Source organism: Pseudomonas sp. X4, assembly GCF_040784925.1.
Taxonomy (GTDB): domain Bacteria; phylum Pseudomonadota; class Gammaproteobacteria; order Pseudomonadales; family Pseudomonadaceae; genus Aquipseudomonas; species Aquipseudomonas putida_Z.
Map to the genome: position 1 here is coordinate 3196370 of NZ_CP160798.1, position 24016 is coordinate 3220385.

Genomic DNA, 24016 nt, shown 5'->3' on the forward strand with positions numbered 1-24016 from the left:
CGAAAGGGCCGCAAAGCGGCCCCAATTACCTCAGGCCAATTCCTCGGCCTGATCCTCACGCACAACCGCCTTCACCTCATCCCGACGGCTGATGAACTTCCAGTCCGCCTCGTCGATGTAGATGCCATTCGGCCCGCTGCCACCTTCCAGGTCGATCGCCACGCGTGCAGACACCTGCGGCTTCACGCTCGCCAGGATCGGCACGAAGCCCAGCTGCAGGCTGGTTTCCAGCAGCGCAGCCTGGTTGCGTTCGTCGATGTCCGCCGCTTCGTCCAGGTAGTACGGCAGGCGGATGCGCCCGGCCAGGTCGCGGTCCATCAGGTGCAGCAACAGGTACATGTTGGTCAGCGCCTTGATGGTCATGGTGGTGCCGTTGGATGCCGCGCCGTCGATGTCGGCATGGATCACCGGCTGGCCGTTGACCTTGGTGATCTCGAACGCCAGCTCGAACAGGTCCTTCAGGCCCAGCTGGTTGTGGTTGGCTGCCACCAGCCGTGCCAGGTACTCCTTGGCCTCTTCGTTCTTGTTGTCCTGCTCGGCGCTCTGGGTCAGGTCGAACACCGACAGGGTTTCGCCTTCTTCGTACTGACCGGCGCTGTGGATGATCTGGTCAATGTGCTTGAGCGCTTCCTTGTTCGGCGCCAGCACCACGCGGAAGCTCTCCAGGTTGGATACCTGGCGCTTGTTGATCTCGCGGTTGAACAGGGCCAGCTGGTGCTCGAGGCTGTCGTAGTCGCTGCGGATGTTGCGCAGGGTCCGGGCGATGTCGGTGACCGCGGCGCGGCGTGCCTTGGCCAAGGTCAGGGCTTCGTCGGTGCGGTGCGCGTAGGCATTCACCAGCAGCTGCAGGCGGCGTTCCATGTCGTCTTCGCTGTCGAACTTGGCCACGCCTTTCAGGCGCACCTGGGCGTACAGCGCCTCGATCTGGTTGTCCACCCGCTGCAGGCTCTGCCAGCTGTCCTGGTAGTCGTTGAGCAGTGGCAGCAGGTTGTCCATCGAGTCGTCGATGGCTTCCATGTACGGCGTGCCGTAGGGCAGGTCGGCCGGCAGCAGCTGGCGACGGCGCAGGGCGTCTTCCAGGGTGCGCTGCTTGGCCTCGAGGTCGCCGATCTGCCGGCCGACCAGTTGCAGCTTGGCCGACAGCTGCTGGACGCGTTCGGTGAAGGCGTCGCTGGAGCGCTTGAGTTCGTCCTGGGCGGCTTCGAGCTGCGACAGCTGCTCCAGCTTCTCGGGCTCTTCGGCGGCCAGGGTTTCGCTGCGGCGGAAGTCTTCCAGCGCTTTCTGCGCGTCCAGTACTTCCTGGTACAGGGCCTCGGTCTGCGCCTTGGAGGCGGAGCGGTCGGCGGCCACGGCCTGCTGGGTCTTGAGCTGCTTCAGCTCTTTTTCCAGGCGCTCTTTCTGGTCGCGCAGGGCCGCACGGTCGGCCAGGGCCTGCAGCGCCGGAGGGTCGATGTGCGACAGGTCGATGGACAGGCCCGGGGCTTCGAAGCGTTCGCCCTTGAAGCCGTCGAGTACCGCTTCCAGCGATTTTACCCACAGGTCGCTGTCGTCCAGTTCGATACCGCGGTCACCCAGCGGCAGGCTGAACAGCGCGCCATTGAACAGGCGCATCAGGCGGTCGACGTCCTGCTGGGAGAACTCTTCGCGCAGGCGGGCGTAGCTGTTGTTGTCGGCGTGGTCGAGCTGCTGCTTGACCTGCTTCAGGCGCTTTTCCAGGTCGCGGACGCGTTCGTCCAGGTCTTCGGCGCTGAACTGCCGCGACTGGGCCAGGGCGCCGGCCAGTTCGTCGTGGGCGTCCTTGGCCGCCAGCAGTTGCTGCTCCAGCACCTTGACGTCATCGACCAGGGCGAAGCGGTGCTTGAGCACCGACAGCTCGCCCAGCCAGCGCTGGATACCGGTGATTTCACGCTCCAGGCGCATCAGCTCCTGAGTACCGCCGCGCTGGTCGTTCTGCAGGCGGTCCTGCTCGCCACGGTAGTGCTCGGCCTGGATCACCAGCTCTTCCTTGCGCGCCATGGCGTATTCCTGCCAGGTGCCCAGCAGGGTGTCGAGCACTGGCGAAATGCGGTGCAGCTTGCCGCGCAGGATGTCGCGCTGGGCCACGCCACCGGCCAGGGCCTCGACCAGCGGGCCGGCGGCGACCAGGGCGTTGTAGTCCTGTTCCATGCGGCGCACGTCGCGGAAGGCTTCCTCGCACGCGGCGATATAGTCGACGCTGCCAGAGCGCAGGCTGTGCTCGAAAGCGTCGAGGAACAGCTGCTTGAGCTTGGCGGCGGTGATTTCGCGCATGTGCAGCAGGTTGATGAACAGCGCGCGGAAGGTTTTCAGGCTTTGCTCGCTGGTCGAGCGCAGCGGGATCATGGTCAGGTCCAGCGGCACCGAGGTGTGGCCACCCACCAGCAGACGACGCAGTTCGTCCGGCTTCAGCTCGTAGGCCTTGATCCCCAGGCGCTCGAGGTTGGTGAACAGCTCTTTCTGGCGCAGGCAGGTGTCGTTCTTCTGGTAGTGGGCCAGGTCCAGTTCGCCCTTGTAGGCAAAGAACTGGTGACCGAAACCGCCGCCCGGGCCGCGGCCGACAACGCCGATGACGTGCGGGCCGTGGGGCAGGCTCAGTTCGCAGAGAATGTACGAGGTGTCGCTGGCGAAGTAGAAGCGGCGCGACTGCTCGAGGCTGTACTTGCCGAAGCTCATGTCCGACATGCGCGCCAGGATCGGGAACTGCAGGGCGTTGATCGACGCCGATTTACCCAGGTTGTTGGCACCGTATACCGACAGTGGGTGCTCCAGCGGGAACAGGCCAAGGCTGTAGCCGGCGGTGTTGAGCAGTGCGAAGCGGCGGATGCCGTAGCGTTCCTGGCTCATGCGTCAATCTCCTGTTGCTCTTCGCGGATCGCCCGGGCCAGGGCTTCCTCTTCGCTTTCCTCGCCCTCGAAGGGGCTGAGGTCGAGCGGGTCGTCGGTGCGGTTGAGTTCTTCTGGGCTTTCTTCCTCGACCAGTACCGGGGTCGGCAGCGGCAGGTCGCTGTGCAGGGTGGCCGCCAGGTCGCGGTCCTGCTGCACGGCCAGGCACACGTCGAGGAAGCGATGCATCGGCGGCAGGAAGCGGTAGATGCCGCCTTCCTCGAAGGCGAAGCCGAGCTGGGTCATGCGGCGCAGGATTTTTTCTTCCAGCTCGTCCACGGTCTGCACTTCGGCCTGCAGGAACAGGTCGCGGTACTTGTCCAGCAGCGAGGGCAGTTCGTCACGGCCGATGCTGCCGCCATCGAGCACGGCCATCGGGTCGCGGCCCTGGTCGGCCAGGTGTTCGACCAGGATGAAGGTGAACAGCGACAGGCGCTGCGCGGTCTTGTTGACCTGCGCGGCGGTCATGTCCGGCACGAAGTAGTAGAAGCCACGGGTGTCGCACACCAGTTCGAAGCCCAGGGCCTTGAACAGGGTGCGGTACTGGTCCTGGAAGTTCGACAGCTGGGCGTACAGCTCGGGGTCGCGGCGGCTGACGTGGAAGCCTTTGAACAGCTCGCGGAAGATCGGCGCGAGCTGGGACAGTTCGGAAAGATCAAGATGCATGGGCTGGGCTCGCGTTGGATTCGGTAGGCGCGCTGGCGGCGTCTTCGCGGCTGGAGGTCAGGGCGAACGAGCGCAGGCTGACCAGGTGTTCCTGGGTGATGTACTCGCGGCGGTCGAGGCGTTCGCGCTTGAAGCGCTTTTCCCGCGACAGGCGCGAGAACCAGTACAGCAGCTCGTCGGTGGCGCCTTCGGGTTCCTGCTCCAGCAGCCAGACCATCAGGTCGGGCAGCGGCAGGGCCTGTTCGCAGCGTTCGGCCATTTCCTTGACCGTGCGCGGTGCGCGGGGCAGGGCGCCGGACTGGGTCTTGTGGGCCTTGGGGAAGCGCGCCGGCTTGGGCTCGAAGCGGGCCAGGGCGTAGACATAGGCCTCGACCTGGCTGGCGCTGCCGAGGAAAGTGCTTTGCGGGCGGGTGAACATCGGCATGGCCGCTTGCGGTACGGCGTCGATGCCCTTGCGCCGGATCACCGACAGGGCCAGTGCGGCGCCGCGGGTCACGGCGTTGTGCCGGCGGGCTTCCTCACGCAGCGGCAGCAGCAGTTCGCGGGCGTGGCGCAGGGTCAGCTGGGCGCTGGTCTGCATTTCCAGGATGCGCGCGTGGGTGCGCAACAGCATGTCGTCGTCGACCAGGTGGCCCAGGCGCGCCTGTTCGCCCAGCAGCTTCAGCAGCACGGTCTCGACCTTGCGCACGCCCTGTTCGAAGGCGCCGTCGGCGTTGACCAGCTGGATCATCGGCTCGACGTACTCGTCCCAGGTCGCCAGTACTTCGGCATAGCGCTGGCGCAGGGGGATCTGGCGGTTGCTGGTCTTGGCCCGCTCGGCCACGGCCACCAGTGCCTGCTCGTCGTTGTCGAGCTTCTTCAGTACATCGCGCACGCGCATGTCGAGCAGGCGCAGCTGGCGCGCCAGGTCGTCGCTGTCGCGGTTGTCGAAGGCGTCCTGGATATGCCCGGCCAGGCGCTCCAGGTGGCGCAGGTAGGCTTCGATCTCCAGGCACAGGCCCAGCCGGTGTTCGCGGCGCAGGTAGGCGAGGAAATCGTGGATCTGCGCGTTGAGCTCGAAACGGTTCGGGCTCTTGGCCACCGGGACCAGGATATCCAGGCGGATCCACACATCGAGCAGCTGGGTGATGTCCTGCGGGGTACTCTCGACCTGCTGGCGGGCCACATGCTGACGCAATTCGACCAGGCTCAGGGTGCCCTGGTCGAAACGCTCGCACAGCGGCTCGATCAGGGCCCAGTGTTCGGCTAGGGCGCGCAGGACGCGCTTGGGTTCGATCATTGGCTTCGACTCGTTGCCAAGAAAAAGGGGGCGATTGTACTGCATCCGGGGGGGAGGTTTTCACCCCTTGGTCTGTAATGAGAGATAACCTTTATCGTTGTAGGGGATTCACTGGCCCTTTCGCGGGTGAACCCGCTCCCACAGGGCCTTGCGCAGTACCGGTGGGAGCGGGTTCACCCGCGAAAGGGCCAGTACAGGCAATAAAAATCCGCCGACCAGTTGCGGCACTCGAATGCCAACGGCGTTAGAATGGCTAATTGTCTCCACCCCTCGGAACCCCGCCCCTTGCTCACCGAACCCCGTCGCCGCGCCTACCTTTCCGCCATGCAAGTGGTGCACTGGCTGCCGCGCGCCGAACTGCCGTTCGCCGCACCGTCGCGGCCCGAGCTGCTGCTGCCGGTGGCGCCGGTCGAGGACCTCGATTTCGACGTCAGGCCGGCACCGGCTGCCGACGAGGCGCCAGTCACCCCCCAGGCCCGCTCCGGCGAGCGGCCGAAAATCGAGATTCCGCGCCCGGGCAGTGCGCCCAAGCCGGCCGCCAAGCCCGCCGAGGCCGAGGAGCAGGCCGCGCCACCGCGCCCGGCCCCGGTGCCACCCCCGCGCTTCTCGTTGCAGTTGCTGCGTGCCGGCAGCTGCCTGCTGCTGGTGGAGTTGGCCACCGGCCAGCCGTTCCAGAGCCGCGACCCGTCCTACCTGCTGCTCAAGGACATGCTGCGCGCCGCCGGCCTGCCCGACGCCCCGCAGATCATCGGCGAGCCGGTGCGCTGGCCGCTGCTGGTGCGCGGCAACATGGACCAGGGCCCGGAGGCGGCGCGCGATTTCGTCCAGGGCTTTGTCCAGGCGCGCCTGGAAGACGCCCCGTGTACCTGCCTGTGGCTGGTCGGCCTGCCGGCGCTGCGCTTTGCCGCCAATGTCGACGGCGAAGCCTATTACCAAATCCTGAAGCTCGAGGGCCTGGGCGAAGCCTGGGCCTTGCCGGGCCTTGAACTGTTGATGGACGAGCCGCAGCGCAAGGCGGACGTCTGGAAAGCCATGCGCCAGCTGATGGCGCGCTGGAAGAGCGTTGAATGAGTGACTCGATCAGCTTCCGCCCGATGACCGAGGCGGATCTGGATGCCGTACTTAAGATCGAATATGCCGCGTTCAGTCATCCCTGGACCCGCGGGATCTTTCAGGATGCGCTCAAGTCGTACGAAGTCTGGCTGATGTTCGACGGCCAGCAGCAGGTGGGTCATGGGGTGATCAACGTGATCATCGACGAGGCGCACCTGCTCAACATCACCGTCAAGCCGGAAAACCAGGGCTGCGGCCTGGGCCTGCGCCTGCTCGAGCACCTGATGGCCCGGGCCTACCAGCTCAATGGCAGGGAGTGCTTCCTGGAAGTGCGCGCCAGCAACCAGTCGGCCTATCGTTTGTACGAGCGCTACGGTTTCAACGAAATCGGCCGCCGCCGCGACTATTACCCGGTTGCCGGTGGCCGTGAAGACGCCCTGGTGATGGCCTGCACCCTGCTCGAGGACTGACCTTGCAGGGGCTGGCGCTGTCACGCAGGCAAACCCTGATGAGGCAACGACCATGCACGACCTGCAGGAACTGATCGACAACAACGCCCGCTGGGCCGACGCGATCAACCAGCGCGACCCCGACTTCTTCGCCAAGCTGGCCCGCCAGCAGACTCCCGAATTCCTCTGGATCGGCTGCTCCGACGCCCGCGTGCCGGCCAACGAAATCGTAGGCATGCTGCCGGGCGATCTGTTCGTCCATCGCAACGTTGCCAACGTGGTGCTGCACACTGACCTCAACTGCCTGTCGGTGATCCAGTACGCGGTGGAAGTACTGAAAGTGCGGCACATCCTGGTCACCGGCCACTACGGTTGCGGTGGCGTGCGCGCCGCCATGCAGGATCGCCAGCTGGGCCTGATCGACGGCTGGCTGCGCTCGATACGCGACCTGTATTACGAAAAGCGCGCCGAGCTGGCCAAGCTGGACAACGAAGAGGCCAGGGTCGACCGCCTGTGCGAACTGAACGTCATCCAGCAGGTGGCCAACGTGGCTCACACCAGCATCGTGCAAAACGCCTGGCACCGTGGTCAGGAACTGTCGGTGCATGGCTGCATCTATGGCATCAAGGATGGCCGGTGGAAGAGCCTGGACACCACCATCAGCGGCTTCGCCCAGCTACCGCCGCAGTATCGGTTGCGGGCGTTGGAGTAGTAACGTTTACCAGTTTGACGCGGCCCCTTGCAGGGATGGTCAAGGAATGAAAAAACTGCTTCTGGCTGCAAGCCTTCTGATAACGGCCACTGCCCACGCCGACGAACGCGACCTGTGGATGTTCGCCCAGTGGGCTGGCGACCATCACACGCGTCCCTTCCGTGAAATGCTGGTGGATGCCCGCCTTTACGGCATAGTGCCTATCCATCAGCTGCTGCGTTCGGCTTCGGACTGGAAGCTGTGCCACGCGTCCCCCTTCGCCGTGCCGCCTGCCAGCAACTGGCCGGCAGTGCGTTCTACGCTCTCGCTGATCAAGGCGCTCGACGACCAGGGCATCCTGCGCCAGTTCGAGGTGGTTTCGGCCTATCGAGACCCACGCCTGAACGTCTGCGCCGGCGGGGCGGCCAACAGCGCCCATACCCGGGCGTTCGCCGTCGATATCCTGCTACCCGACTGGACGGACCCCAACCCGCTGTGCCGTTTCTGGCAGCAGTATGGCCAGGCCTGGAACATGGGCCTGGGGCGCTATCCGTCCGGGCGTATTCATGTGGATACCGCGGGTTACCGCACCTGGGGTGGTGACGGCCGTGCAGGTTCGTCGTTCTGTATCAAACCCAGATGAGCCAGGCAGCTCTTGCATTCGCCCATCACCCACGTGGCGAAGCGCTGGCGCTTGCCGTCGTCTTCCAGCGGCTGAGGGCTGAGCAGGTGGTAGGCCGAGCCGTCACGCACAAAACCGAACGGCGCCTGCAACTGCCCGCTGTCGAGTTCGTCGCGCACCATGAGGGCTGAGGCCATGGCCAGGCCCAGGCCGGCGCTGGCGGCCTGAATCGACAGGTAGAAGTGCTCGTAGTCGCTGCGCTCGGTATGCCGGGCCTGCTGGCCGCTCAGGCGCAACCAGTTGGGCCAGGCGCCGGGGCGGGTGGCGCTGTGCAGCAGGCGCTGGCCTTCAAGTTGGATGGGTGTGGTGGGGTGGCAGACCGGGCCGATCCATTCGTCGCAGATCTTCTGGTTGTACAGCTGCTTGTCCCAGTGGAAGTCATCGCGGCGAATTGCCAGGTCGACACCACTGCGGGCGAAGTCCAGTGGCCCGCCTGCGGCCACCAGGTGCAACTGCAAGTCGGGATGGGTGGCATGGAAGCGGGGCAGGCGCGGGATCAGCCAGCGCATGGCGATGGTCGGCTCGCACGACAGCACCAGCACGTTGTCGCGGGCCTGTTGTTGCAAGCGCTGCACGGCGCCTTCGAGCTGTTCGAAGATTGTCTGGGTGGTGCCCTGCAAGGCACGGCCGGCAGGGGTGAGGAAAATGGCCCGGTTGCGGCGCTCGAACAACTCCACACCAAGGCTTTCCTCAAGCAGGCGCACCTGGCGGCTGACTGCGCCATGGGTGACGTGCAGGTGCTCGGCGGCGCGCACGAAGCTCTCGGTTTCGGCGGCGATGTCGAAGTAGCGGAAGGCATTGAGTGGCGGCAGTTTCATGGCATCCCTGTTTGCCTGTGCTGGCCTCTTCGCGGGTAAACCCGCTCCCACAGGTGATGCGCCGCCCTCAGGTTTGGTGAAGTCCCTGTGGGAGCGGGTTTACCCGCGAAGAGGCCAGCACAGGTTCTATGTATCTGTGAAGAAAGCTATCAGATTTGCTTCACTATAAATCGATTTTTCCTGGGCTATAAGCTCTCGATAATTACATGGTCTGTGCATTTCCATCGCCTATCGAGAGCCACCAGCATGACCGAACTCATTGCCGTCGCCCTGTTCACCCTGCTTGCCGTCATCAGCCCCGGTGCCGACTTCGCCATGGTCACCCGCAGCAGTTATGCACAGGGCCGCAAGGCCGGGCTGGCTGCTGCCGTGGGCATTGCCCTGGGAGTGCAGGTGCACGTCCTGTACACGGTGCTGGGCATCGCAGTGATCATCAGCCAGAGCCCGGCCCTGTTCCTGGGCATGAAAGTGCTGGGCGCGGGTTACCTGGTCTACCTGGGTTACCAGTCGCTGACCAACACCCGGCGAATCAGCCTCGACGGGGTTGCCGCATCCGCAGCCAGCGTAACGCAGGCCCTGCGCACGGGCTTTCTGACCAACGCCCTCAACCCCAAGACCATGCTGTTCGTCATCAGTGCCTTCACCCAGGTGGTGCAGCCTGGCAACTCGCTGGCGCTGGATTTTGCCTACGGCGCTTTCATGTCCGTTGCCCACTGGCTGTGGTTCAGCCTGGTGGCGGTGTTTTTCTCCAGCACGGCATTGCGCAAGGCGATGATCGAGCGGCAAAGGCTGGTGGACCGGGTAATCGGCCTGGCGCTGATCGGGTTGGGCCTGGCAGTGGCGGTGACCGGCATGCGTTGAGGTAGCGATTGCATGCCCTGTAGGGGGAGGGGCAGGCCTGTGGTATTTTTCGCAGGCAAAGAAAAAGGGCTTACCTTGCGGTAAGCCCTTCGTCTTGTTTGGTGGCTACACAGGGACTTGAACCCCGGACCCCAGCATTATGAATGCTATGCTCTAACCAACTGAGCTATGTAGCCGATGGCGCGCATTATTCTCTTGAACGGCCCCCCTGTCAACACTCATTTCAAAAAAAATTTGCACGCTTTCAAAAACTTAGCGGCCAGGCCCTGGTTCTGCGTTGCCCAACGGCATGTCGCCGGCTTTCTACTGCCCGTTGCGCCAGCCATCGGTGCCCTTGAGGTCGGCTTTCTGTAACGGGCCGATACGCCCGCCATCGAAGGTTACCCGCTCGCCCGCCGATACAAGGCGCTGTTCGCCACCCTGGATAACCATGGCCTTGCCACTGAGCACCACCAGTTCGTCATGCCCGGCATGGCGGGTGACCTGCAGGCGGGTACCGAACACCTGGATGCGCGCATCGCCCACTGTCACCTCCATGGCCCGGCCGTCGAGCATCACTTCCAGGTATACCCGGCCCTGCACCAGCTGCAGCTGGCGCGTGCGGCCGCGCAGGTCGGCGTTCATCGCGCTGGCGCTGCCCAGGTGCAGGGTGGTGCCATCGGCCAGGCGGATACTGCGGCGTTCACCTGCATCGGTGTGCAATTCGCTGCCCAGGCGCTGCATCAGCGGCCAGTACAGGTAGGCTGCAGCGCCCAGCCCCAGCAGGAATAGCAGCGCCAGCCATTTGCCCATGTGGCTGCGGCGCGTGTTGATCTGCCGAGGGCGGGGGCGGTCAGGCTGCAGCTGATTGGCGAGCATCTGGCTCATGGGTTCGATCTGCTTGCGATAGGGGCCGTTTCGCCCAACGATGACAGGGGTATGGGCCAAGGATGCTAATTATATTGATAACCATTTTCAAGTGCGTCACGACAGAGGGATAAAAAAGGTAGCTATGTATCTATTTGTTTCCCGATAATCGGATCCCAAACTGCTGACGGAGATTCAGGCACATGGCTATCAGTAGCGCCTCCACGGCGCCCACCAGTGCGGCGGCGAGCCAAGCCACGCCGCTGGTGATGCGCATCATCGGTTTCTGCGCCCTGGCGCACCTGATCAATGACCTGATCCAGTCGGTGCTGCCGGCGATCTACCCGATGCTCAAGGCCAATTACGACCTGAGCTTCGCCCAGATCGGCATGATTACCCTGACGTTCCAGATCACCGCCTCGCTGCTGCAGCCTTGGGTCGGCTTTTTCACCGATCGCCGACCGGCGCCGAACCTGCTGCCGCTGGGCACCCTGTGTACCCTGGTGGGTATAGTGATGCTGGCCTTCGTCGGCAGCTTCCCCATGATTCTGCTGGCCTCGGCGCTGGTGGGGATCGGCTCGTCGACCTTCCACCCGGAAACCTCGCGTATTGCGCGCCTGGCCTCGGGCGGGCGCTTCGGCCTGGCCCAGTCGACCTTCCAGGTCGGCGGCAACACCGGCTCTGCGCTGGGCCCACTGCTGGCGGCGGCCATTGTCATTCCGTTCGGTCAGAGCCACGTGGCCTGGTTCGGCCTGGCTGCGCTGTTCTTCCTCGGCGTCACCCTGATGCTGCGTGGCTGGTACAAGGAGCACCTCAACCAGGCCAAGGCGCGCAAGGCAGTGCAGGCGACCCACGGCATTTCCCGCGGGCGGGTGGTCGCGGCGCTGATCGTGCTGGGCCTGCTGGTGTTCTCCAAGTACTTCTACATGGCCAGCTTTACCAGCTACTTCACCTTCTACCTGATCGAGAAGTTCGATGTGTCGGTGGCCAGCTCGCAGCTGCACCTGTTCCTGTTCCTCGGTGCGGTGGCGGCAGGTACCTTCTTTGGCGGGCCGATCGGTGATCGCATCGGGCGCAAGGCGGTGATCTGGTTCTCGATCCTCGGCGTGGCGCCGTTCACCCTGGTACTGCCGTATGCCGACCTGTTCTGGACCACCGTGTTGAGCGTGGTGATCGGCTTTATCCTGGCTTCGGCGTTTTCCGCGATCGTGGTGTATGCGCAGGAGCTGGTGCCGGGCAGCGTGGGCATGATTGCCGGGATCTTCTTCGGGCTGATGTTCGGCTTTGGTGGCATCGGTGCGGCCTTGCTGGGGTATGTGGCGGACCTGCGTGGCATCGAGTACGTGTACGAGCTGTGTTCGTTCCTGCCGTTGTTCGGGTTGCTGGCGGTGTTCTTGCCAAGTACCGGCAAGCGCTGAGGTTGCCGGGGCTGCTTTGCAGCCCATCGCGACACAAGGCCGCTCCTACAGGGGACCGCGTACTGTTGTAGGAGCGGCCTTGTGTCGCGAAAGGGCCTCGTAGAGGCCCCCTGGGCAATTGACGAGCCAACCTGCGGTGGCCTAGAGTCCGCCTTTCCCCAACCACCTGCGTAGTAGTCAAAGCAATGTGCCGTACCCAGTCCCTGCCAAACGCCCGCCAGCCTGCCTTCCAGGCCCTGCGTTGTGCGTGGCCGAGCGATACGGTGCTCAAGCGTCGCCGCAGCGTGCTGTTTGCCTTCACCTTCTCGCCACACCTCGCCTGAACTGATCTGCGCTTTCGCGTCGCTCGCCACCCTGGCGTGCGCGCCTGTGTCTGCACGTCTTTTCGGTTTGCAAGGAGTGGTACATGAACATGCGTTTGCTGGCGGGCCTGTTGTTCGCCGTTTCGGTCGTGGGTTTCAGTTTGGGGGCCAGCCTGCCGCTGGTGTCGTTGCGCCTGCATGAAGCCGGTGCGAGCACCCTGGAAATCGGCATCATCTCGGCCATCCCCGCTGCGGGCATGATGCTCTCGGCGTTCCTGGTCGACGCCTGCTGTCGCCACCTCACCCGGCGCACCATCTACCTGCTGTGCTTCAGCCTGTGCACGCTCAGCATTGGCTTGCTCGAGTCGGCGTTCGGCTCGCTGTGGCTGCTGGCGCTTTTGCGCCTGGGCCTGGGGCTGGGCATGGGTATCGCCATCATCCTCGGCGAGTCGTGGGTCAACGAACTGTGCCCGGAGCACAACCGCGGCAAGATCATGGCCCTGTACGCCACCAGCTTCACCGGCTTCCAGGTGCTCGGCCCGGCCATGCTGGCGGTGCTGGGCGCCGACAGCCCGTGGATCACCGGTGTGGTCACCGCCTGCTATGGCCTGGCGCTGCTGTGCATCGTGCTGACCGTGCCCAACGACCATGTGGAACATGAAGAGGGTGAAAAGAGCTTCGGCCTGGCCGGTTTCTTCCGTGTGGCGCCGGCGTTGTGCGTGGCGGTGCTGTTCTTCTCGTTCTTCGATGCCGTGGTGCTGTCGCTGCTGCCGGTGTATGCCACCAGCCATGGCTTTGCCGTGGGCGTGGCGGCGCTGATGGTGACCGTGGTGTTTGCCGGTGACATGGTGTTCCAGTTGCCGCTTGGCTGGTTGGCCGACCGGGTGGAGCGCACCGGGCTGCATCTGGTATGCGGGCTGCTGGCGATGGCGATCGGTATCGGCCTGCCCTGGCTGCTGAACCTGACCTGGCTGCTGTGGCCGCTGCTGGTGCTGCTGGGCGCCGTGGCAGGGGGCATCTATACCCTGGCGCTGGTGCTGATCGGGCAGCGCTTCAAGGGGCAGGACCTGGTTACCGCCAATGCCAGCGTGGGCTTGCTGTGGGGTGTGGGTAGCTTGGTCGGGCCGCTGGTCAGCGGTGCGGCGATGGATGTGGCGCCGCATGGTCTGCCCATCGCGCTGGCGCTGATGGCCGGGTTGTTCGTGTGCTTTGCCCGGCAGTCGTACCGGCGCGCGGGGCGGTTGCGGGCGGTGGCGGACTGAGGTTTTCCAGGGCTGCGCAATACCTGTGGGAGCGGCCTTGTGTCGCGAAAGGGCCGCAAAGCGGCCCCAGCAATCTGGCCGGTGCAGTTGAAACCCTGGGGCCGCTTCGCGGCCCTTTCGCGACACAAGGCCGCTCCCACAAGGCGACCGTGTTGCCCCGTCAGAAACTCCCGCGCAAGGTCACCGACACATTGCGCGGCTCCCCCCAGTAGTACCCCGTCGCCGTGGTACCGATCTGCCGGTAGTACTTCTTGTCGAAGATGTTGTTGGCGTTCAGTTGCACTGAGTAGTTGTCGTTGATGCGATAACCGAGCATGCCGTTGTAAACCGCATACCCCGCCTGGGTCGCCTTGGCCGTGCCGCTTTCGGAATAGATATCGCTCTGCGCCTGCACGCCGCCGCCAATGGTCCAGGCATCCAGCGTGCCCGGCAGGCGGTAGCTGGTGAACAGCCGCAGCATGTGCTCCGGGTCGGTGGTGCGGATCGCGTTGCCATTGGTGGCTGCCGAGTTCTTCAGGTACTCGGTGGTGTTGTAGGTGTAGCCACCGGTGACCTGCCAGCCCGGCAGCACTTCGCCGGAAATCTCCAGGTCGATGCCCTCGCTGCGGCTCTTGCCCGAGGCGATCTTGCAGCGGCCGGTGGTGCCGTTGCAGCCGATCTCCGTGGACATGTCATCCACCGGCGTACCCACCTGGTTGATACGGAAAAACGCCAGGCTGGTGTTCAACCGGCCATCGTAGAACTCGCCCTTGATGCCCGTTTCGTAGGCTTCGCCGATGATCGGGTCGAGCACCGAGTTGTTCTTGTCCACCACTGTCTGCGGGCTGAATATCTCGGTGTAGCTGGCGTACACGCTGAAGTTGTCATTCAGGTCGTAGATCAGCGCCGCGTACGGCACGATCTTCTCGTCGACGCTGAACTTGCCGTTGGCTCCGGTGTTGTTTTCCTGCTCGTAGTCATACCAGTTGGCCCGCGCGCCGATGATCGCGGTCAGCGGTTCGGCCAGCGAAATGCGCCAGGTGGCGTGCGCGGCTTGCTGGGTGGTACGGGTGCGCACCGGGTGTGCGGTGATGTCGATGTCCGGCTCGGGCAGGCTGGTTTTCGGGTCCCAGTAGCGGATGTCGTACAGCCCGGAAATCACCCGGTTAGTGGCCGACGCGTAGGAATCGTTGCGAATCCGTTCGACGCCGACCATCAGCTCGTGGGTGCGACCAAACAAGTCGAACGGGCCGTTGAGGGTGGCGCTCAGGTTGTTCTGCAGGCTCTCGCCGCCGTCGCCTTCGGTAACCTGGTATCGCATCAGGTACGGGTTGCCGGTGGGGTTCAGGTTGGCCGGTGCGCGCTCCATGTAGGTTTGCTTGAAACCATGGTCGTCCAGCTCGAAGTGGGTACGCAGGGCCATCAGCTTCAGCGTCCAGTCGTTGTCGAAGCGGTGTTCCAGTTCGGCAAAAGTGTTCAGGTTGCTGCGGTCCCAGCGGTTCCAGTCGGCGCCCAGGTAGGTGCTGCGGCCGAAGGGCAGGGGGGCGCCGCTGGCGTCGGCGGGCAGGTTGCCCCAGGCGCCAGTGGCGTCGAGCTTGGTCCACTCGACACCGGTGGTCAGCGTGGTGCTGTCGTCCAGGTCGAAGGCCAGCGAGCCGCCGAACGCTTCCTTGCGCTCCATGCGCGAGTCCTGGAACAGGTCGCGGTCGTCATGCACGGCGATTACCCGCCCGCGTACGTTGCCGGTTTCGGTCAGCGGGCCGGAGATATCGGCCACATAGCGCTGGGCATTCCACGAGCCCAGGGTCACGCTGCCCGTAGCCTGGAAGTCATGGGTCGGGCGCTTGCGCACCAGGTTCACCGTGCCCGACGGGTTGCCGGCGCCACGCAGCATGCCGGTGGCGCCGCGCAGCACTTCGGCGCGGTCGATGAACGCCGAGTCAGTCTGGATGAACGAACCGCCACCGCTGCTCTGCACCACGGTGGCGCCGTCATACTGGATGGCATCGATGGCAAAGCCACGCGAGTAGTACTGCACTCGCTCGCTGTCGGTGTAGTTGACCACCACGCCGGGTGTCTGCTCCAGCAGGTTGGTCAGGTTGGTGATGTTCTGGTCATCGATGCGCTGGCGGGTTATCACGCTGACCGATTGCGGGGTATGGCGCAGGGTTTGCGGCATCTTGCCGATGGTCACTTCGCCGGTAGTGTAGGAGCCGGTGTGCTCGGTGGTTTCGCCCAGGCGGTCGCTGGAAATGCTGGTCGCGCCCAGCTCAAGGGCGTTTCCCACATCCAGCGCCGGGATCAGCAGGAAGCTGGTTGCGCTTTCCTGCTGGACCTGCACGTTGCTGCCCTGCAACAGGATCGACAGCGCCCCCGCACTGTCATGCCGGCCCTGCACGCCGCGGGTGGTCTTGCCCTGCAGGCTGTTCGCGTCGAACGACAGGCTCAGGCCGCCCTGGCGGGCCAACTGGTCCAGCGCCGGGGCCAGCGGGCCGGCCGGGATGTTCCAGTCGGTCTGCTGGCTCTGGCTGGCCGCTGCAGCCTGGGCCATGGCCGGGAAGGCACCGCCAGTTGCCAGGCCAAGGCCGAACACGGCCGCGCGCACGGCACGGCGCAGCCTGTCGTTGCGAGGGGAACACGGGGCAATCATGAAGCGCTCCTGAAGGTTGTGAAGACCACTTTTCGGGTTTTGTTCCTTCAGGCCGGACGAGAATGAGATTCCACCTCATTTATTTTCAGAAATTTTTCAGGCCGCACCGATGCTTACCCAATAACGCGTGCGGTAGTCGACCCGCACCGGCAGGCTGCGGGTGAGCAGCTGCAGGATCTGCGCGGTGTCAGCCAGCTGGTAGGTACCGGACACCTTCAGGTCTGCCACTTCCGGGGCACAGCGCAGCAGGCCCGGGCGGTAACGCGCCAGCTCGGCGATGAACTCGCCCAGCGGCATCTGCTGCACGCTGAGCACGCCGTCGGTCCAGCCCCAGGGGTCGCTGTGCAGCGTCACCGCCTGGAAGCTGCCGCTGGCCCACACCTGCAAGGTTTCGCCTGGCAGCACCCGACGAGGCGAGGCAGAGGTGGGGAACAGCGTGACCTCGCCCCGGCGTACCGCCAGCAACAGGCCTTGGTCGTTCTCGCGCAGCAGCAGTTGGCCGTCGAGGGTGGCCAGTTGGCCAACGCGGGTGTCGATGCGGAACGGGCGGTTATCGTTGGGGTTGCTGTCCAGGCTCACCTCGCCACGCACCAGTTGCAGCCGGCGCTGCTCGGCGCTGTAACGCAGGTCGATGGCGCTGGCGGTGTTGAGCTGGATGCGGCTGCCATCGCTGCCTTGCAGCTGGCGGCGTTCGCCGGTGGCAGTGCTGCTGTCGGCCAGCAGCTGGGGTATGCCCAGCGGTTCGCGCGCGGCCCAGCCCAGGCTGCCGCCCACGGCCAGCACGGTCAGCAGCTTGAGGTGGTCGCGGCGGCTGATGCGCTCGCGCTGGCTGCCATCCAGAGTGCGGCGGCTCAGGCCCTTGGGCAGCCCGGCCAGTTCGTCACTGAGGTGGCTGACCCGCTGCCAGGCCAAGGGGTTGTGCGGATGGCTGGCCAGCCAGTGCTGGAACTGCTGCTCGGTACGCGGGCAGGGGCTGTCGAAGCGCAGCTTCACCAGCCAGTCGATGGCCTGGTCGACCTGCGCCTGCGCGGGCGCGTTGTCAGGCGTCGGCATAGCGCAACCGGTAGCAGACGCCCAGGGCCTTGGCCAGGTCCCGCTCGACGGTGGCCCGCGACACACCCAGGCGCAGGGCGATCTGCATGATGCTCAAACCATCGAGCTGAGCCAGCAGGAAAGCCTGGCGGGCACGCGGTTTCAGCTGGTGCAGGGCACGGTCGAGGCGCGCCAGGGTATCCAGGATGACCAGTCGATCTTCTTCGCTGGGCACTTCGGCTTCGGGCAGGTGAGCCAGACTTTCCTGGTAGGCCCTCTCCAGCGCGCGGCGGCGGAACTGGTCGATCATCAGGCCACGGGCGATGCTGCTGAGGTAGGCGCGTGGCTCCTTCAGCGGCGAAAGCTGGCGGGCCCGCAACAGCCGCACGAAGGTATCCTGGGCCAGGTCGGCGGCGTGCTCGCTGCAACCTACCCGGCTGCGCAGCCAGCCGCTGAGCCAACGGTGGTGGGCCTGGTAGAGCAGAGCGACCTCGGTCGGCTTGAGCGTGTCGTTGATCTGCATCTTGGCGAAGGCCCGGTCCTGTGGATATATGCGATTGTGAATAGTTCTCAATTCTATGCGGGGACGATGGCGCGGAGCAATGGCACGCCAGGAATTAGCCGCGCAAGAACCGGCGTTTGCCCGATGAACGGCTGCACTAAGCTGGACCTGCAATCGACTTGATGGAGGTGCCATGATCCGGGCCGACCTTTCGCCTGACGCGTACCGCGAGGCCACCGAATACCTGGCGGCGCTCGACCCGGACTGGTCGCGGCATATCGCGGCGACCGGGCCTTGCCTGCACCAGGCTACGCCGGGGCGTGAGCCTTACGAAGTGCTGGTACGGGCGATTGCCTACCAGCAACTGCATGCCCGTGCTGCCGAGGCAATTCTTGGGCGCTTGCTGGCGTTGTTCCCGGAGGCTGCGTTCCCGGGGCCGGAGCAGTTGTTGGCGGTTACACCAGAAACCATGCGCGCCTGTGGTTTTTCCGCGAGCAAGATGGCGACGATCCAGGTTATTGCCCAGGGCCGGCTGGATGGCCTGGTGCCGAGCCGGGACGAGGCACTGGCCATGGCTGACGACGCGTTGATCGAACGGCTGGTGGCATTGCGCGGGGTAGGGCGGTGGACGGTGGAGATGTTGCTGATCTACAGCCTGGCGCGTTCGGACGTTCTGCCGGTCGACGATTTTGGCGTGCGCGAGGGGTATCGGCGGCTGAAGGGGCTGGACAAGGCGCCGACGCCGGCGCAAATGCGTTCGCTGGGTGGCGGCTGGCGGCCATACCGTACCGTGGCGGCCTGGTACCTGTGGCGGGCCTGAGGTCTTGCACCGCCTGTGCCGGCCTCTTCGCGGGTAAACCCGCTCCCACAGGTACTGCATAGACTTACAAAGCTGTGGAAGTGCCTGTGGGAGCGGGTTTACCCGCGAAGAGGCCGGCACAGGCAACAACCTATCTGGACATTTACCAATGAACCCCTACACCACCCCCGACCAACGCTGGCAAGCCGTAGAATCCCGCGAAACCGCCGCCACCGGCCACTTCGTCTACGCCGTGCGCACCACTGGCATCTACTGCCACCCCGGTTGCAAATCGCGCCTCGCCAAGCGAACCAACGTCGAGTTCTACGACACCCCAGCCGCCGCCGAAGCCGCCGGCTACCGCGCCTGTAAACGTTGCACTGCCACCACCAGCGCCAGCGCCTGCGCCACCCGCCACAGCCAGCTGGTCACCCGCGCCTGCCGGCTGATCGAAGCCAGCGACCCCGCGCCCAGCCTCGATCAACTCAGCGCCCAACTGGCCGTCAGCCCTTTCCACCTGCACCGCCTGTTCAAGGCCGAAACCGGCCTCACCCCCAAGGCCTACGCCACCGCTTTCCGTGCCCGGCGCCTGCGCGCGCACCTGGAAGATGGCCAGCGCTCTGTCACCGATGCCATCTATGACGCCGGCTACAACTCCAACAGCCGTTTCTACGAAAGCGCCGACCAGCGCCTGGGCATGCGCCCGCGGCAATACCGCGCCGGCGGCGCCGGGGCAACCATCCACTTCGCCCTCGGCCAGTGCTCTCTAGGCGCGATCCTGGTGGCCCAGAGCGAGAAGGGCATTTGCGCGATCCTGCTGGGCGACGACCCCGAGGCCCTGCTGCGCGACCTGCAGGACCAGTTCCCCAAGGCCCACCTGGTCGGTGGCGACAGTGCCTACGAACGGTTGGTCGCCGAGGTGGTGGGCTTCGTCGAAGCCCCGGCGCTGGGCCTGGCCTTGCCCCTGGATGTGCAAGGCACTGCGTTCCAGGAGCGGGTGTGGCAGGCCCTGCGCGAGGTGCCGGCCGGCAGCCGGGTCAGCTACACCGACATCGCCGAGCGCATCGGCGCGCCCAAGGCGGTGCGTGCGGTGGCCATGGCCTGCGCGGCCAACCACATCGCCGTGGCCATCCCTTGTCATCGGGTGGTGCGCCGCGACGGCGACATCAGCGGCTACCGCTGGGGCGTCGAGCGCAAACAGCAACTGCTCAAACGAGAAACGGCACTCTCCTGATTGCCTGAAGCCGCGTAGAATCCCCCGCCAAATCGAATTGTAAAGAGGAATATTCGATGAGGCGTGTCAGCCTTGCCCGTTTTTGCCCAGGCCTGATGGTTTTCATGGCCCTGATGCTGGCCATTGCCAGCCCGGCCTGGTCGGCCCCGGCCACGCCGTTGTCCAATCTGGCGGTTGCCGAAGCGAACGTGCTGGATGAAAACGCCAGCATCGAGCAGTTGAGCGATCGACTGGACCAGATCCGCCAGGGTGTCACCAGCGAGGCCAACGACGATCTGCTGTCGCAACTGCGCCTGGGCGCCATGCAGGTCCAGCGCCAGGCCGATGCGTTAAGTGCTTTGCGCACCACGGATGTGGAAAAAGTCGACGACAAACTCAAGGTCATCGGCCCGGTCCAGCCGGACGAGGCCGCCACCCTGACCCAGCAGCGCAAGGAGCTGGAGGCCGAGAAGAAGGCCTTGGTAGCCCAACGGGACCAGGCGACCAAGCTGACCCAGTCGGCCCGCGACCTGTCCACGCAAATCGTCAACCTGCGCCGCAGCCAGTTCAACTCGCAGATCACCAGCCGCGCGGCCTCACCGCTGAGCCCGGCGTTCTGGCAGAGCATCATTCGCCCCACCCAGGACGATGTGGCACGCCTGCGCGACCTGCGTGGCGAGACGGCCGATGCCATCGGTAGTGCCTTCAGCGCCGAAAATCGCTGGCTGTTCATTACCAGCCTGGTGGCGGCAATCCTGGTCTGGACCTTGGTGCGCCGCGTGCTCGAGCGCCTGCTGGCCGACGCCATGGTCAGCTGGCTACCCGAAGGCCGCCTGCGCCGCAGTGCGTTGGCGCTGGGCGTGAGCCTGGCAACCCTGGGTACCATCGCCGGTTCGGTCTCGCTGCTGCGATGGGGGCTGGAGAGTAGCGCCGAGCTGGGCGCCGATATTGCCAGCCTGGCCAACCATGTACTTGCCCTGGTGGTGTTCAGCGCCTTCATCACCGGCCTGGGCCGCGCCATGCTGATGCTGCAACGCCCGTCCTGGCGCCTGCCGCCGATTCACGACGAAGTGGCCAGCGCCCTGCGCTGGTTCCCCAAGGTGCTGGCGTTGGCGCTGATGGTCATGATGACCATGGAACGCATCAACAGCGTGATCGGTGCCAGCCTGGCGCTGACCGTGGCGGTCAACGGCCTGACCGCGCTGGTAGTGGCGGTCACCTTCGCCGGTGCGCTGCTGCGTTACCGCCGCACCCTGCGCAAGCATGACCTGGAGCGCCCAACGGGCCTGGCCGGGCTGATCCCGTTCGTGATGGTGATCTGGCTGACGCTGATCCTGCTGGCCCTGCTCGCCGGTTACCTGACACTCGCCTACTTCCTCACCGCCAAGCTGCTGTGGGTCAGCCTGGTGATCACCTGTGCCTACCTGCTGACCACGTTCTTTGGCGACCTCTGCGAAACCCTGCTGTCGCCCCGCCAACCCGGCGGCCTGGCGTTGGCCTCGACCCTTGGCCTGGCGCCACGTCACCAGGCCCAGGCCAGCACTATCCTGGCCGGCATCGGCCGCACCGTGGTGCTGTTCCTGGCGTTGTTGCTGGCACTGATGCCATCGGGCACCAGCCCCAGCGAGCTGCTGCTGAGCCTGGGTGATTGGGACGAGACCGGCGGCAAGCTGCTGGGCAACATGAACATTGTCCCCCAGGACATCCTGTTGGCAGTGGTGATGTTCCTCGGCGGCCTGTTCGCCATCCGCGTGGTCAAGCGCTGGCTGAGCGATCGCCTGCTGCCGGAAACCGACATGGACGCCGGCATGCGTGCCTCGCTGGTGACCCTGGTGGGTTACCTGGGCTTCATCTTCCTGGCCATGCTGGTGATGTCGACCCTGCGCATCAACCTCACCAGCCTGACTTGGGTGGTCAGTGCCCTGTCGGTGGGTATCGGTTTCGGCTTGCAGCAGATCGTGCAGAACTTCATTTCCGGCCTGATCCTGCTGACCGAGCGCCCGGTCAAGGTGGGCGACTGGGTCAGCCTGGCGGGCGTCGAGGGCGACATTCGCCGTATCAACGTGCGCGCCACCGAGATCCAGATGTCTGACCGCTCGACGGTTATCGTGCCCAACTCGCAGTTCATCTCGCAGAACGTGCGCAACGTGACCATGGGCAATGCCCTTGGCGTGGTCGGCATTACCCTGACCATGCCGCTGGAGACCGATGCCAACCGCGTGCGTGAACTGCTGCTGGCGGCTTACCAGGAGCACGAGGCGATTCTGGATGCGCCGGCCACCTCGGTCACCTTCAAGGACCTGACCAGCAGCGGCATGGTGATAGGTGTGAGTGGTTACGTGGCGGGGCCGCGGCAGGTGTCCGGTACGCGCAGCGACCTGTTGTTCACCATTCTTGGGCGCCTGCGTGATGAAGGTATTGCCCTGTCGTCGCCGCAGAGCATGGTGTTGGTGCAGGAGGGCGCTCGCTCGGCTGACGAGTCGGTGTGAAGCCAATCGCCGGCAAGCCGGCTCCCACAGGTACTGCGTATGGCTTGAAGTCGACGCGGTCCTTGTGGGAGCTGGCTTGCCGGCGATTGGGCTGCAAAGCAGCCCCCAACCTTCAATGCTGCTTGGCCTGCCTGATCCTCAGCAAAATCACCAGCAACACCAACAGCACCGGCGGCGCCATGGCCAACAGCCCATCCCGCGCCGTCAGCCCCAACCCCAGCACATTCAGCCCGCCATACAGCAGCTTGAACAGGTTCAGCAGGTAGTAGGTGATGGCAATGATCGACAGCCCCTCCACCGCCCGCTGGATCTTCACCTGGGCATCGGCCCGGGCATTGAGGCTGCGCAGGATCTCGGCGTTCTGTTCTTCCATCTCCACCTGTACCCGTGCCTGCAACAGGTCGCCCAGGTTGGCCACATTCTTCGCCAACTGCTCCAGGCGCTGCTCGGTGGCCGCGCAGTAGCGCACGGTCGGTTTGAACCGGCGTTCGATGAACACCCCCAGGCGCTGGCAGTCGCCCACATGACTTTCCCGCAGCTCGCCCAGGCGCTCGAACACCAGTTGCGCATAGGCTTGTGTGGCGCCGAAGCGGTGGCGGGTTTTCACCGTGCGGCTGACCACCTGGCGTGACAGGTGGGCAATGGCCTCCAGCAACCCTTTGGAATCATGGCCATCGACCCCGGCACTGCGCTCCGAGAGGCTGACCAGGGTCTTGTCGAAGGCATCCAGTTCCTGGCTCAGGTCCTTGGCCGTGGTCAAGGTCAGCGAGGCCATCATGCGGTAGGTCTCGATCTCCAGCAGACGGCGGATCATGCGGCCCTGGCGGTAGGCATTGAGGCGACGGTTGATGAACAGGAAGCGGTTGGTGCCGTCTTCGGTCAGGCGAAAATCGCTCCACACCACCGCATCGCCACCGCCGACGCAGGAGCCGCACGGGTCCTTGAAACCGTAGTGGGGCAGGTCCAGTTCCTGTTCGTCACGGACCAGCACCTGCACCGCGTTGATCACCTGCGCCGCTTGCGGGGCGATAGCCTCGGCCAGCACCGGCGGCAGCGTTTGCCACTCGGTGTCGGCGGCAGTGCAGGGCACCACCAGGGTCAGGGTGAAGAACTCGGTGTGCCGTTCCCACTTGAACGGATGGCCATCCAGGCGGGTGATGCCTTGGGCGGCTGCGGTGTCCAGGGCATCCGGGCAGCAGCGTTGCAGTAGTGCCGCACACGCAGCATCGCCGCCGAGCAAGGCCAGGTGGAAGACATGCGCCGGGCCGTCGAAATACAGCGACGGGCGGGCGTGCAGTTCGTTGTGCAAGGCGGTGCGTTGAGGGTGCATGGGTGGTCCGGCCTGGTGTTGTGATTGTGGGGGTACCAGGAAGTGGGACTTTGCAGGGGGCGGGGAAAGTCACGCGGGCGCAGAGTTTTGTGTCGCCTGTACCGGCCTCTTCGCGGGCTTGCCCGCTCCCACAGGTACGGTGCTGCCCTTCAGGCTGCGCTATCCCTGTGGGAGCGGGAGCGCCCGCGAACACCGGCGGAGCCGGTGCCAGGCACCGCGTCGGATTCTTCGCGGGCACGCCCGCTCCCACACGGTACGCGGACCGCTTGCGCACTGAGTTCTCTGCGCGACAGCGCAGCCCAAAGGGCTGGGCAATCTCCCACAGGTAGCGCGCTGCCCTTCAGGCCTGCGCCGCAAAGAAGTCCCGCTATCATTACTGTTCGGGTTTTTCAGCGAACAGCTGATCTGCGATTTGCTTCCCTCGCTCCATGCCTTCAGGTGTCAACCGAACTGATTTCGCCTTGCCCCGCGGTTGAGTAATAAAGCCTTGCTCATGCAGATTGTTCATTACCTCGAAGTCAAAACCTTTCCAGGCACTGCCTCCGTTGAAGCTGAAGGTGGCTAACAGGGCAAGTACAGCTTCTTCGATCAACTTGTCGTCATAGGTCATGATCTCGGCCTCGTTCAGTGCTGCATCTATGTGTCGCTGGCAGCGACATGTTTACTAAACGTGTTCTCGAAATGGCTTTTTTGCGACATATCCTGTGAAGCCTGTGCCGGCCTCTTCGCGGACAAGCCCGCTCCCACAGGTACGGTGCTGCCCTTCAGGCTGCGCTATCCCTGTGGGAGCGGGCG

19 protein-coding genes, 1 tRNA gene and 1 pseudogene are annotated in these 24016 nt (G+C 64.8%); 10 read left to right on the forward strand and 11 right to left on the reverse strand.

Annotated elements, in window-relative coordinates:
- Positions 1-30: 30 nt before the first annotated feature.
- The 3 genes from mksF to mksB are packed head-to-tail and all read right to left on the reverse strand — an operon-like array spanning position 31 to position 4845.
- A complete protein-coding gene (gene mksF, locus ABX298_RS14215) occupies positions 31-2862 on the reverse strand; it encodes an Mks condensin complex protein MksF (protein WP_075043720.1) in 2832 nt (943 codons plus the stop codon).
- Positions 2859-3566 (reverse strand): Mks condensin complex protein MksE, encoded by a 708-nt coding sequence (mksE, locus tag ABX298_RS14220; protein ID WP_013970824.1) that lies wholly within the window; start codon positions 3564-3566, stop codon positions 2859-2861. The genes mksF and mksE overlap by 4 nt, the downstream gene beginning before the upstream one ends.
- The gene (gene mksB / locus ABX298_RS14225) at positions 3556-4845 is read right to left on the reverse strand and encodes an Mks condensin complex protein MksB (protein ID WP_024086237.1); all 1290 of its coding nucleotides are present in this window, start codon (positions 4843-4845) and stop codon (positions 3556-3558) included. The genes mksE and mksB overlap by 11 nt, the downstream gene beginning before the upstream one ends.
- Positions 4846-5130: 285 nt before the next feature.
- On the opposite strand from mksB, the gene ABX298_RS14230 reads away from it, so the two are divergent.
- The 4 genes from ABX298_RS14230 to ABX298_RS14245 are packed head-to-tail and all read left to right on the forward strand — an operon-like array spanning position 5131 to position 7681.
- A complete protein-coding gene (locus tag ABX298_RS14230) occupies positions 5131-5916 on the forward strand; it encodes an energy transducer TonB (protein ID WP_084785034.1) in 786 nt (261 codons plus the stop codon).
- Complete coding sequence (gene rimI / locus ABX298_RS14235) at positions 5913-6368, forward strand: ribosomal protein S18-alanine N-acetyltransferase (protein WP_025337640.1); 456 nt, start codon at positions 5913-5915, stop codon at positions 6366-6368. Before ABX298_RS14230 ends, rimI begins: the two co-directional genes overlap by 4 nt.
- A gap of 52 nt (positions 6369-6420) precedes the next feature.
- Positions 6421-7059, forward strand: a complete 639-nt coding sequence (gene can / locus ABX298_RS14240) for a carbonate dehydratase (RefSeq protein ID WP_025337641.1) — start codon at positions 6421-6423, stop codon at positions 7057-7059.
- A gap of 46 nt (positions 7060-7105) precedes the next feature.
- On the forward strand, positions 7106-7681 hold the full coding sequence (locus tag ABX298_RS14245; protein ID WP_286101010.1) for a D-Ala-D-Ala carboxypeptidase family metallohydrolase: 576 nt from the start codon (positions 7106-7108) through the stop codon (positions 7679-7681).
- On the opposite strand, the gene ABX298_RS14250 is transcribed toward ABX298_RS14245, so the two are convergent.
- Positions 7621-8538, reverse strand: coding sequence for a LysR substrate-binding domain-containing protein (locus ABX298_RS14250; protein ID WP_367393246.1), 918 nt, complete (start codon positions 8536-8538; stop codon positions 7621-7623). The two genes, ABX298_RS14245 and ABX298_RS14250, sit on opposite strands and share 61 nt — an antisense overlap.
- Positions 8539-8784: 246 nt before the next feature.
- Here ABX298_RS14250 and ABX298_RS14255 point away from each other — a divergent pair, with 246 nt between their 5' ends.
- Positions 8785-9399: a LysE family translocator gene (locus ABX298_RS14255; protein WP_367393247.1), complete on the forward strand. Its 615-nt coding sequence runs from the start codon at positions 8785-8787 to the stop codon at positions 9397-9399.
- 99 nt (positions 9400-9498) lie between these two features.
- Here ABX298_RS14255 and ABX298_RS14260 read toward each other — a convergent pair.
- Together ABX298_RS14260 and ABX298_RS14265 are read right to left on the reverse strand one after the other, a co-directional pair.
- A tRNA-Met gene (locus ABX298_RS14260) sits at positions 9499-9575 on the reverse strand.
- A gap of 130 nt (positions 9576-9705) precedes the next feature.
- Positions 9706-10266 (reverse strand): annotated as a pseudogene (locus ABX298_RS14265) (FecR family protein); the annotation flags it as partial.
- Between the two features lie 182 nt (positions 10267-10448).
- Between ABX298_RS14265 and ABX298_RS14270 the strand changes: the two are divergent.
- Positions 10449-11663, forward strand: a complete 1215-nt coding sequence (locus tag ABX298_RS14270; protein ID WP_025337646.1) for an MFS transporter — start codon at positions 10449-10451, stop codon at positions 11661-11663.
- Positions 11664-12069: 406 nt separating this feature from the next.
- Positions 12070-13227 carry an MFS transporter gene (locus tag ABX298_RS14275; protein ID WP_367393248.1) on the forward strand — a complete coding sequence of 386 codons (1158 nt, stop codon included), beginning with the start codon at positions 12070-12072 and terminating at the stop codon, positions 13225-13227.
- A gap of 160 nt (positions 13228-13387) precedes the next feature.
- Here the strand turns inward: ABX298_RS14275 and ABX298_RS14280 are convergent, their stop codons facing one another.
- The 3 genes from ABX298_RS14280 to ABX298_RS14290 all read right to left on the reverse strand — a co-directional run bounded on the left by ABX298_RS14280 (position 13388) and on the right by ABX298_RS14290 (position 17411).
- The gene (locus ABX298_RS14280; RefSeq protein WP_367393249.1) at positions 13388-15856 is read right to left on the reverse strand and encodes a TonB-dependent siderophore receptor; all 2469 of its coding nucleotides are present in this window, start codon (positions 15854-15856) and stop codon (positions 13388-13390) included.
- A 96-nt stretch (positions 15857-15952) separates the two neighbouring features.
- Positions 15953-16909: a FecR domain-containing protein gene (locus tag ABX298_RS14285; protein WP_367393250.1), complete on the reverse strand. Its 957-nt coding sequence runs from the start codon at positions 16907-16909 to the stop codon at positions 15953-15955.
- On the reverse strand, positions 16896-17411 hold the full coding sequence (locus ABX298_RS14290) for a sigma-70 family RNA polymerase sigma factor (protein WP_367393251.1): 516 nt from the start codon (positions 17409-17411) through the stop codon (positions 16896-16898). The genes ABX298_RS14285 and ABX298_RS14290 overlap by 14 nt, the downstream gene beginning before the upstream one ends.
- A 172-nt stretch (positions 17412-17583) precedes the next feature.
- Between ABX298_RS14290 and ABX298_RS14295 the strand changes: the two genes are divergently transcribed.
- From ABX298_RS14295 to ABX298_RS14305, 3 genes are all read left to right on the forward strand, one after another.
- A complete protein-coding gene (locus ABX298_RS14295) occupies positions 17584-18210 on the forward strand; it encodes a DNA-3-methyladenine glycosylase (RefSeq protein WP_075043728.1) in 627 nt (208 codons plus the stop codon).
- 148 nt (positions 18211-18358) lie between these two features.
- Positions 18359-19423 carry a bifunctional DNA-binding transcriptional regulator/O6-methylguanine-DNA methyltransferase Ada gene (gene ada / locus ABX298_RS14300; RefSeq protein ID WP_075043729.1) on the forward strand — a complete coding sequence of 355 codons (1065 nt, stop codon included), beginning with the start codon at positions 18359-18361 and terminating at the stop codon, positions 19421-19423.
- 56 nt (positions 19424-19479) lie between these two features.
- Complete coding sequence (locus ABX298_RS14305; protein ID WP_367393252.1) at positions 19480-21891, forward strand: DUF3772 domain-containing protein; 2412 nt, start codon at positions 19480-19482, stop codon at positions 21889-21891.
- Positions 21892-22003: 112 nt separating this feature from the next.
- On the opposite strand, the gene ABX298_RS14310 is transcribed toward ABX298_RS14305, so the two are convergent.
- Both ABX298_RS14310 and ABX298_RS14315 read right to left on the reverse strand, forming a co-directional pair.
- Entirely contained in the window at positions 22004-23221 is a 1218-nt protein-coding gene (locus tag ABX298_RS14310) for a DUF3422 domain-containing protein (RefSeq protein ID WP_137162964.1), read from the reverse strand.
- 373 nt (positions 23222-23594) lie between these two features.
- Complete coding sequence (locus ABX298_RS14315) at positions 23595-23831, reverse strand: DUF6429 family protein (protein WP_075043732.1); 237 nt, start codon at positions 23829-23831, stop codon at positions 23595-23597.
- Between the last annotated feature and the right edge of the window lie 185 nt (positions 23832-24016).

Excerpts from the sequence above, each read along its gene's own strand:
- mksF (WP_075043720.1), bottom strand. The coding sequence starts at position 2,862 with ATGAGCCAGGAACGCTACGGCATCCGCCGCTTCGCACTGCTCAACACC.
- mksE (WP_013970824.1), bottom strand. The coding sequence starts at position 3,566 with ATGCATCTTGATCTTTCCGAACTGTCCCAGCTCGCGCCGATCTTCCGC.
- mksB (WP_024086237.1), bottom strand. The coding sequence starts at position 4,845 with ATGATCGAACCCAAGCGCGTCCTGCGCGCCCTAGCCGAACACTGGGCC.
- rimI (WP_025337640.1), top strand. The coding sequence starts at position 5,913 with ATGAGTGACTCGATCAGCTTCCGCCCGATGACCGAGGCGGATCTGGAT.
- can (WP_025337641.1), top strand. The coding sequence starts at position 6,421 with ATGCACGACCTGCAGGAACTGATCGACAACAACGCCCGCTGGGCCGAC.
- ABX298_RS14245 (WP_286101010.1), top strand. The coding sequence starts at position 7,106 with ATGAAAAAACTGCTTCTGGCTGCAAGCCTTCTGATAACGGCCACTGCC.
- ABX298_RS14250 (WP_367393246.1), bottom strand. The coding sequence starts at position 8,538 with ATGAAACTGCCGCCACTCAATGCCTTCCGCTACTTCGACATCGCCGCC.
- ABX298_RS14255 (WP_367393247.1), top strand. The coding sequence starts at position 8,785 with ATGACCGAACTCATTGCCGTCGCCCTGTTCACCCTGCTTGCCGTCATC.
- ABX298_RS14270 (WP_025337646.1), top strand. The coding sequence starts at position 10,449 with ATGGCTATCAGTAGCGCCTCCACGGCGCCCACCAGTGCGGCGGCGAGC.
- ABX298_RS14275 (WP_367393248.1), top strand. The coding sequence starts at position 12,070 with ATGAACATGCGTTTGCTGGCGGGCCTGTTGTTCGCCGTTTCGGTCGTG.
- ABX298_RS14280 (WP_367393249.1), bottom strand. The coding sequence starts at position 15,856 with ATGATTGCCCCGTGTTCCCCTCGCAACGACAGGCTGCGCCGTGCCGTG.
- ABX298_RS14285 (WP_367393250.1), bottom strand. The coding sequence starts at position 16,909 with ATGCCGACGCCTGACAACGCGCCCGCGCAGGCGCAGGTCGACCAGGCC.
- ABX298_RS14290 (WP_367393251.1), bottom strand. The coding sequence starts at position 17,411 with ATGCAGATCAACGACACGCTCAAGCCGACCGAGGTCGCTCTGCTCTAC.
- ABX298_RS14295 (WP_075043728.1), top strand. The coding sequence starts at position 17,584 with ATGATCCGGGCCGACCTTTCGCCTGACGCGTACCGCGAGGCCACCGAA.
- ada (WP_075043729.1), top strand. The coding sequence starts at position 18,359 with ATGAACCCCTACACCACCCCCGACCAACGCTGGCAAGCCGTAGAATCC.
- ABX298_RS14305 (WP_367393252.1), top strand. The coding sequence starts at position 19,480 with ATGAGGCGTGTCAGCCTTGCCCGTTTTTGCCCAGGCCTGATGGTTTTC.
- ABX298_RS14310 (WP_137162964.1), bottom strand. The coding sequence starts at position 23,221 with ATGCACCCTCAACGCACCGCCTTGCACAACGAACTGCACGCCCGCCCG.
- ABX298_RS14315 (WP_075043732.1), bottom strand. The coding sequence starts at position 23,831 with ATGACCTATGACGACAAGTTGATCGAAGAAGCTGTACTTGCCCTGTTA.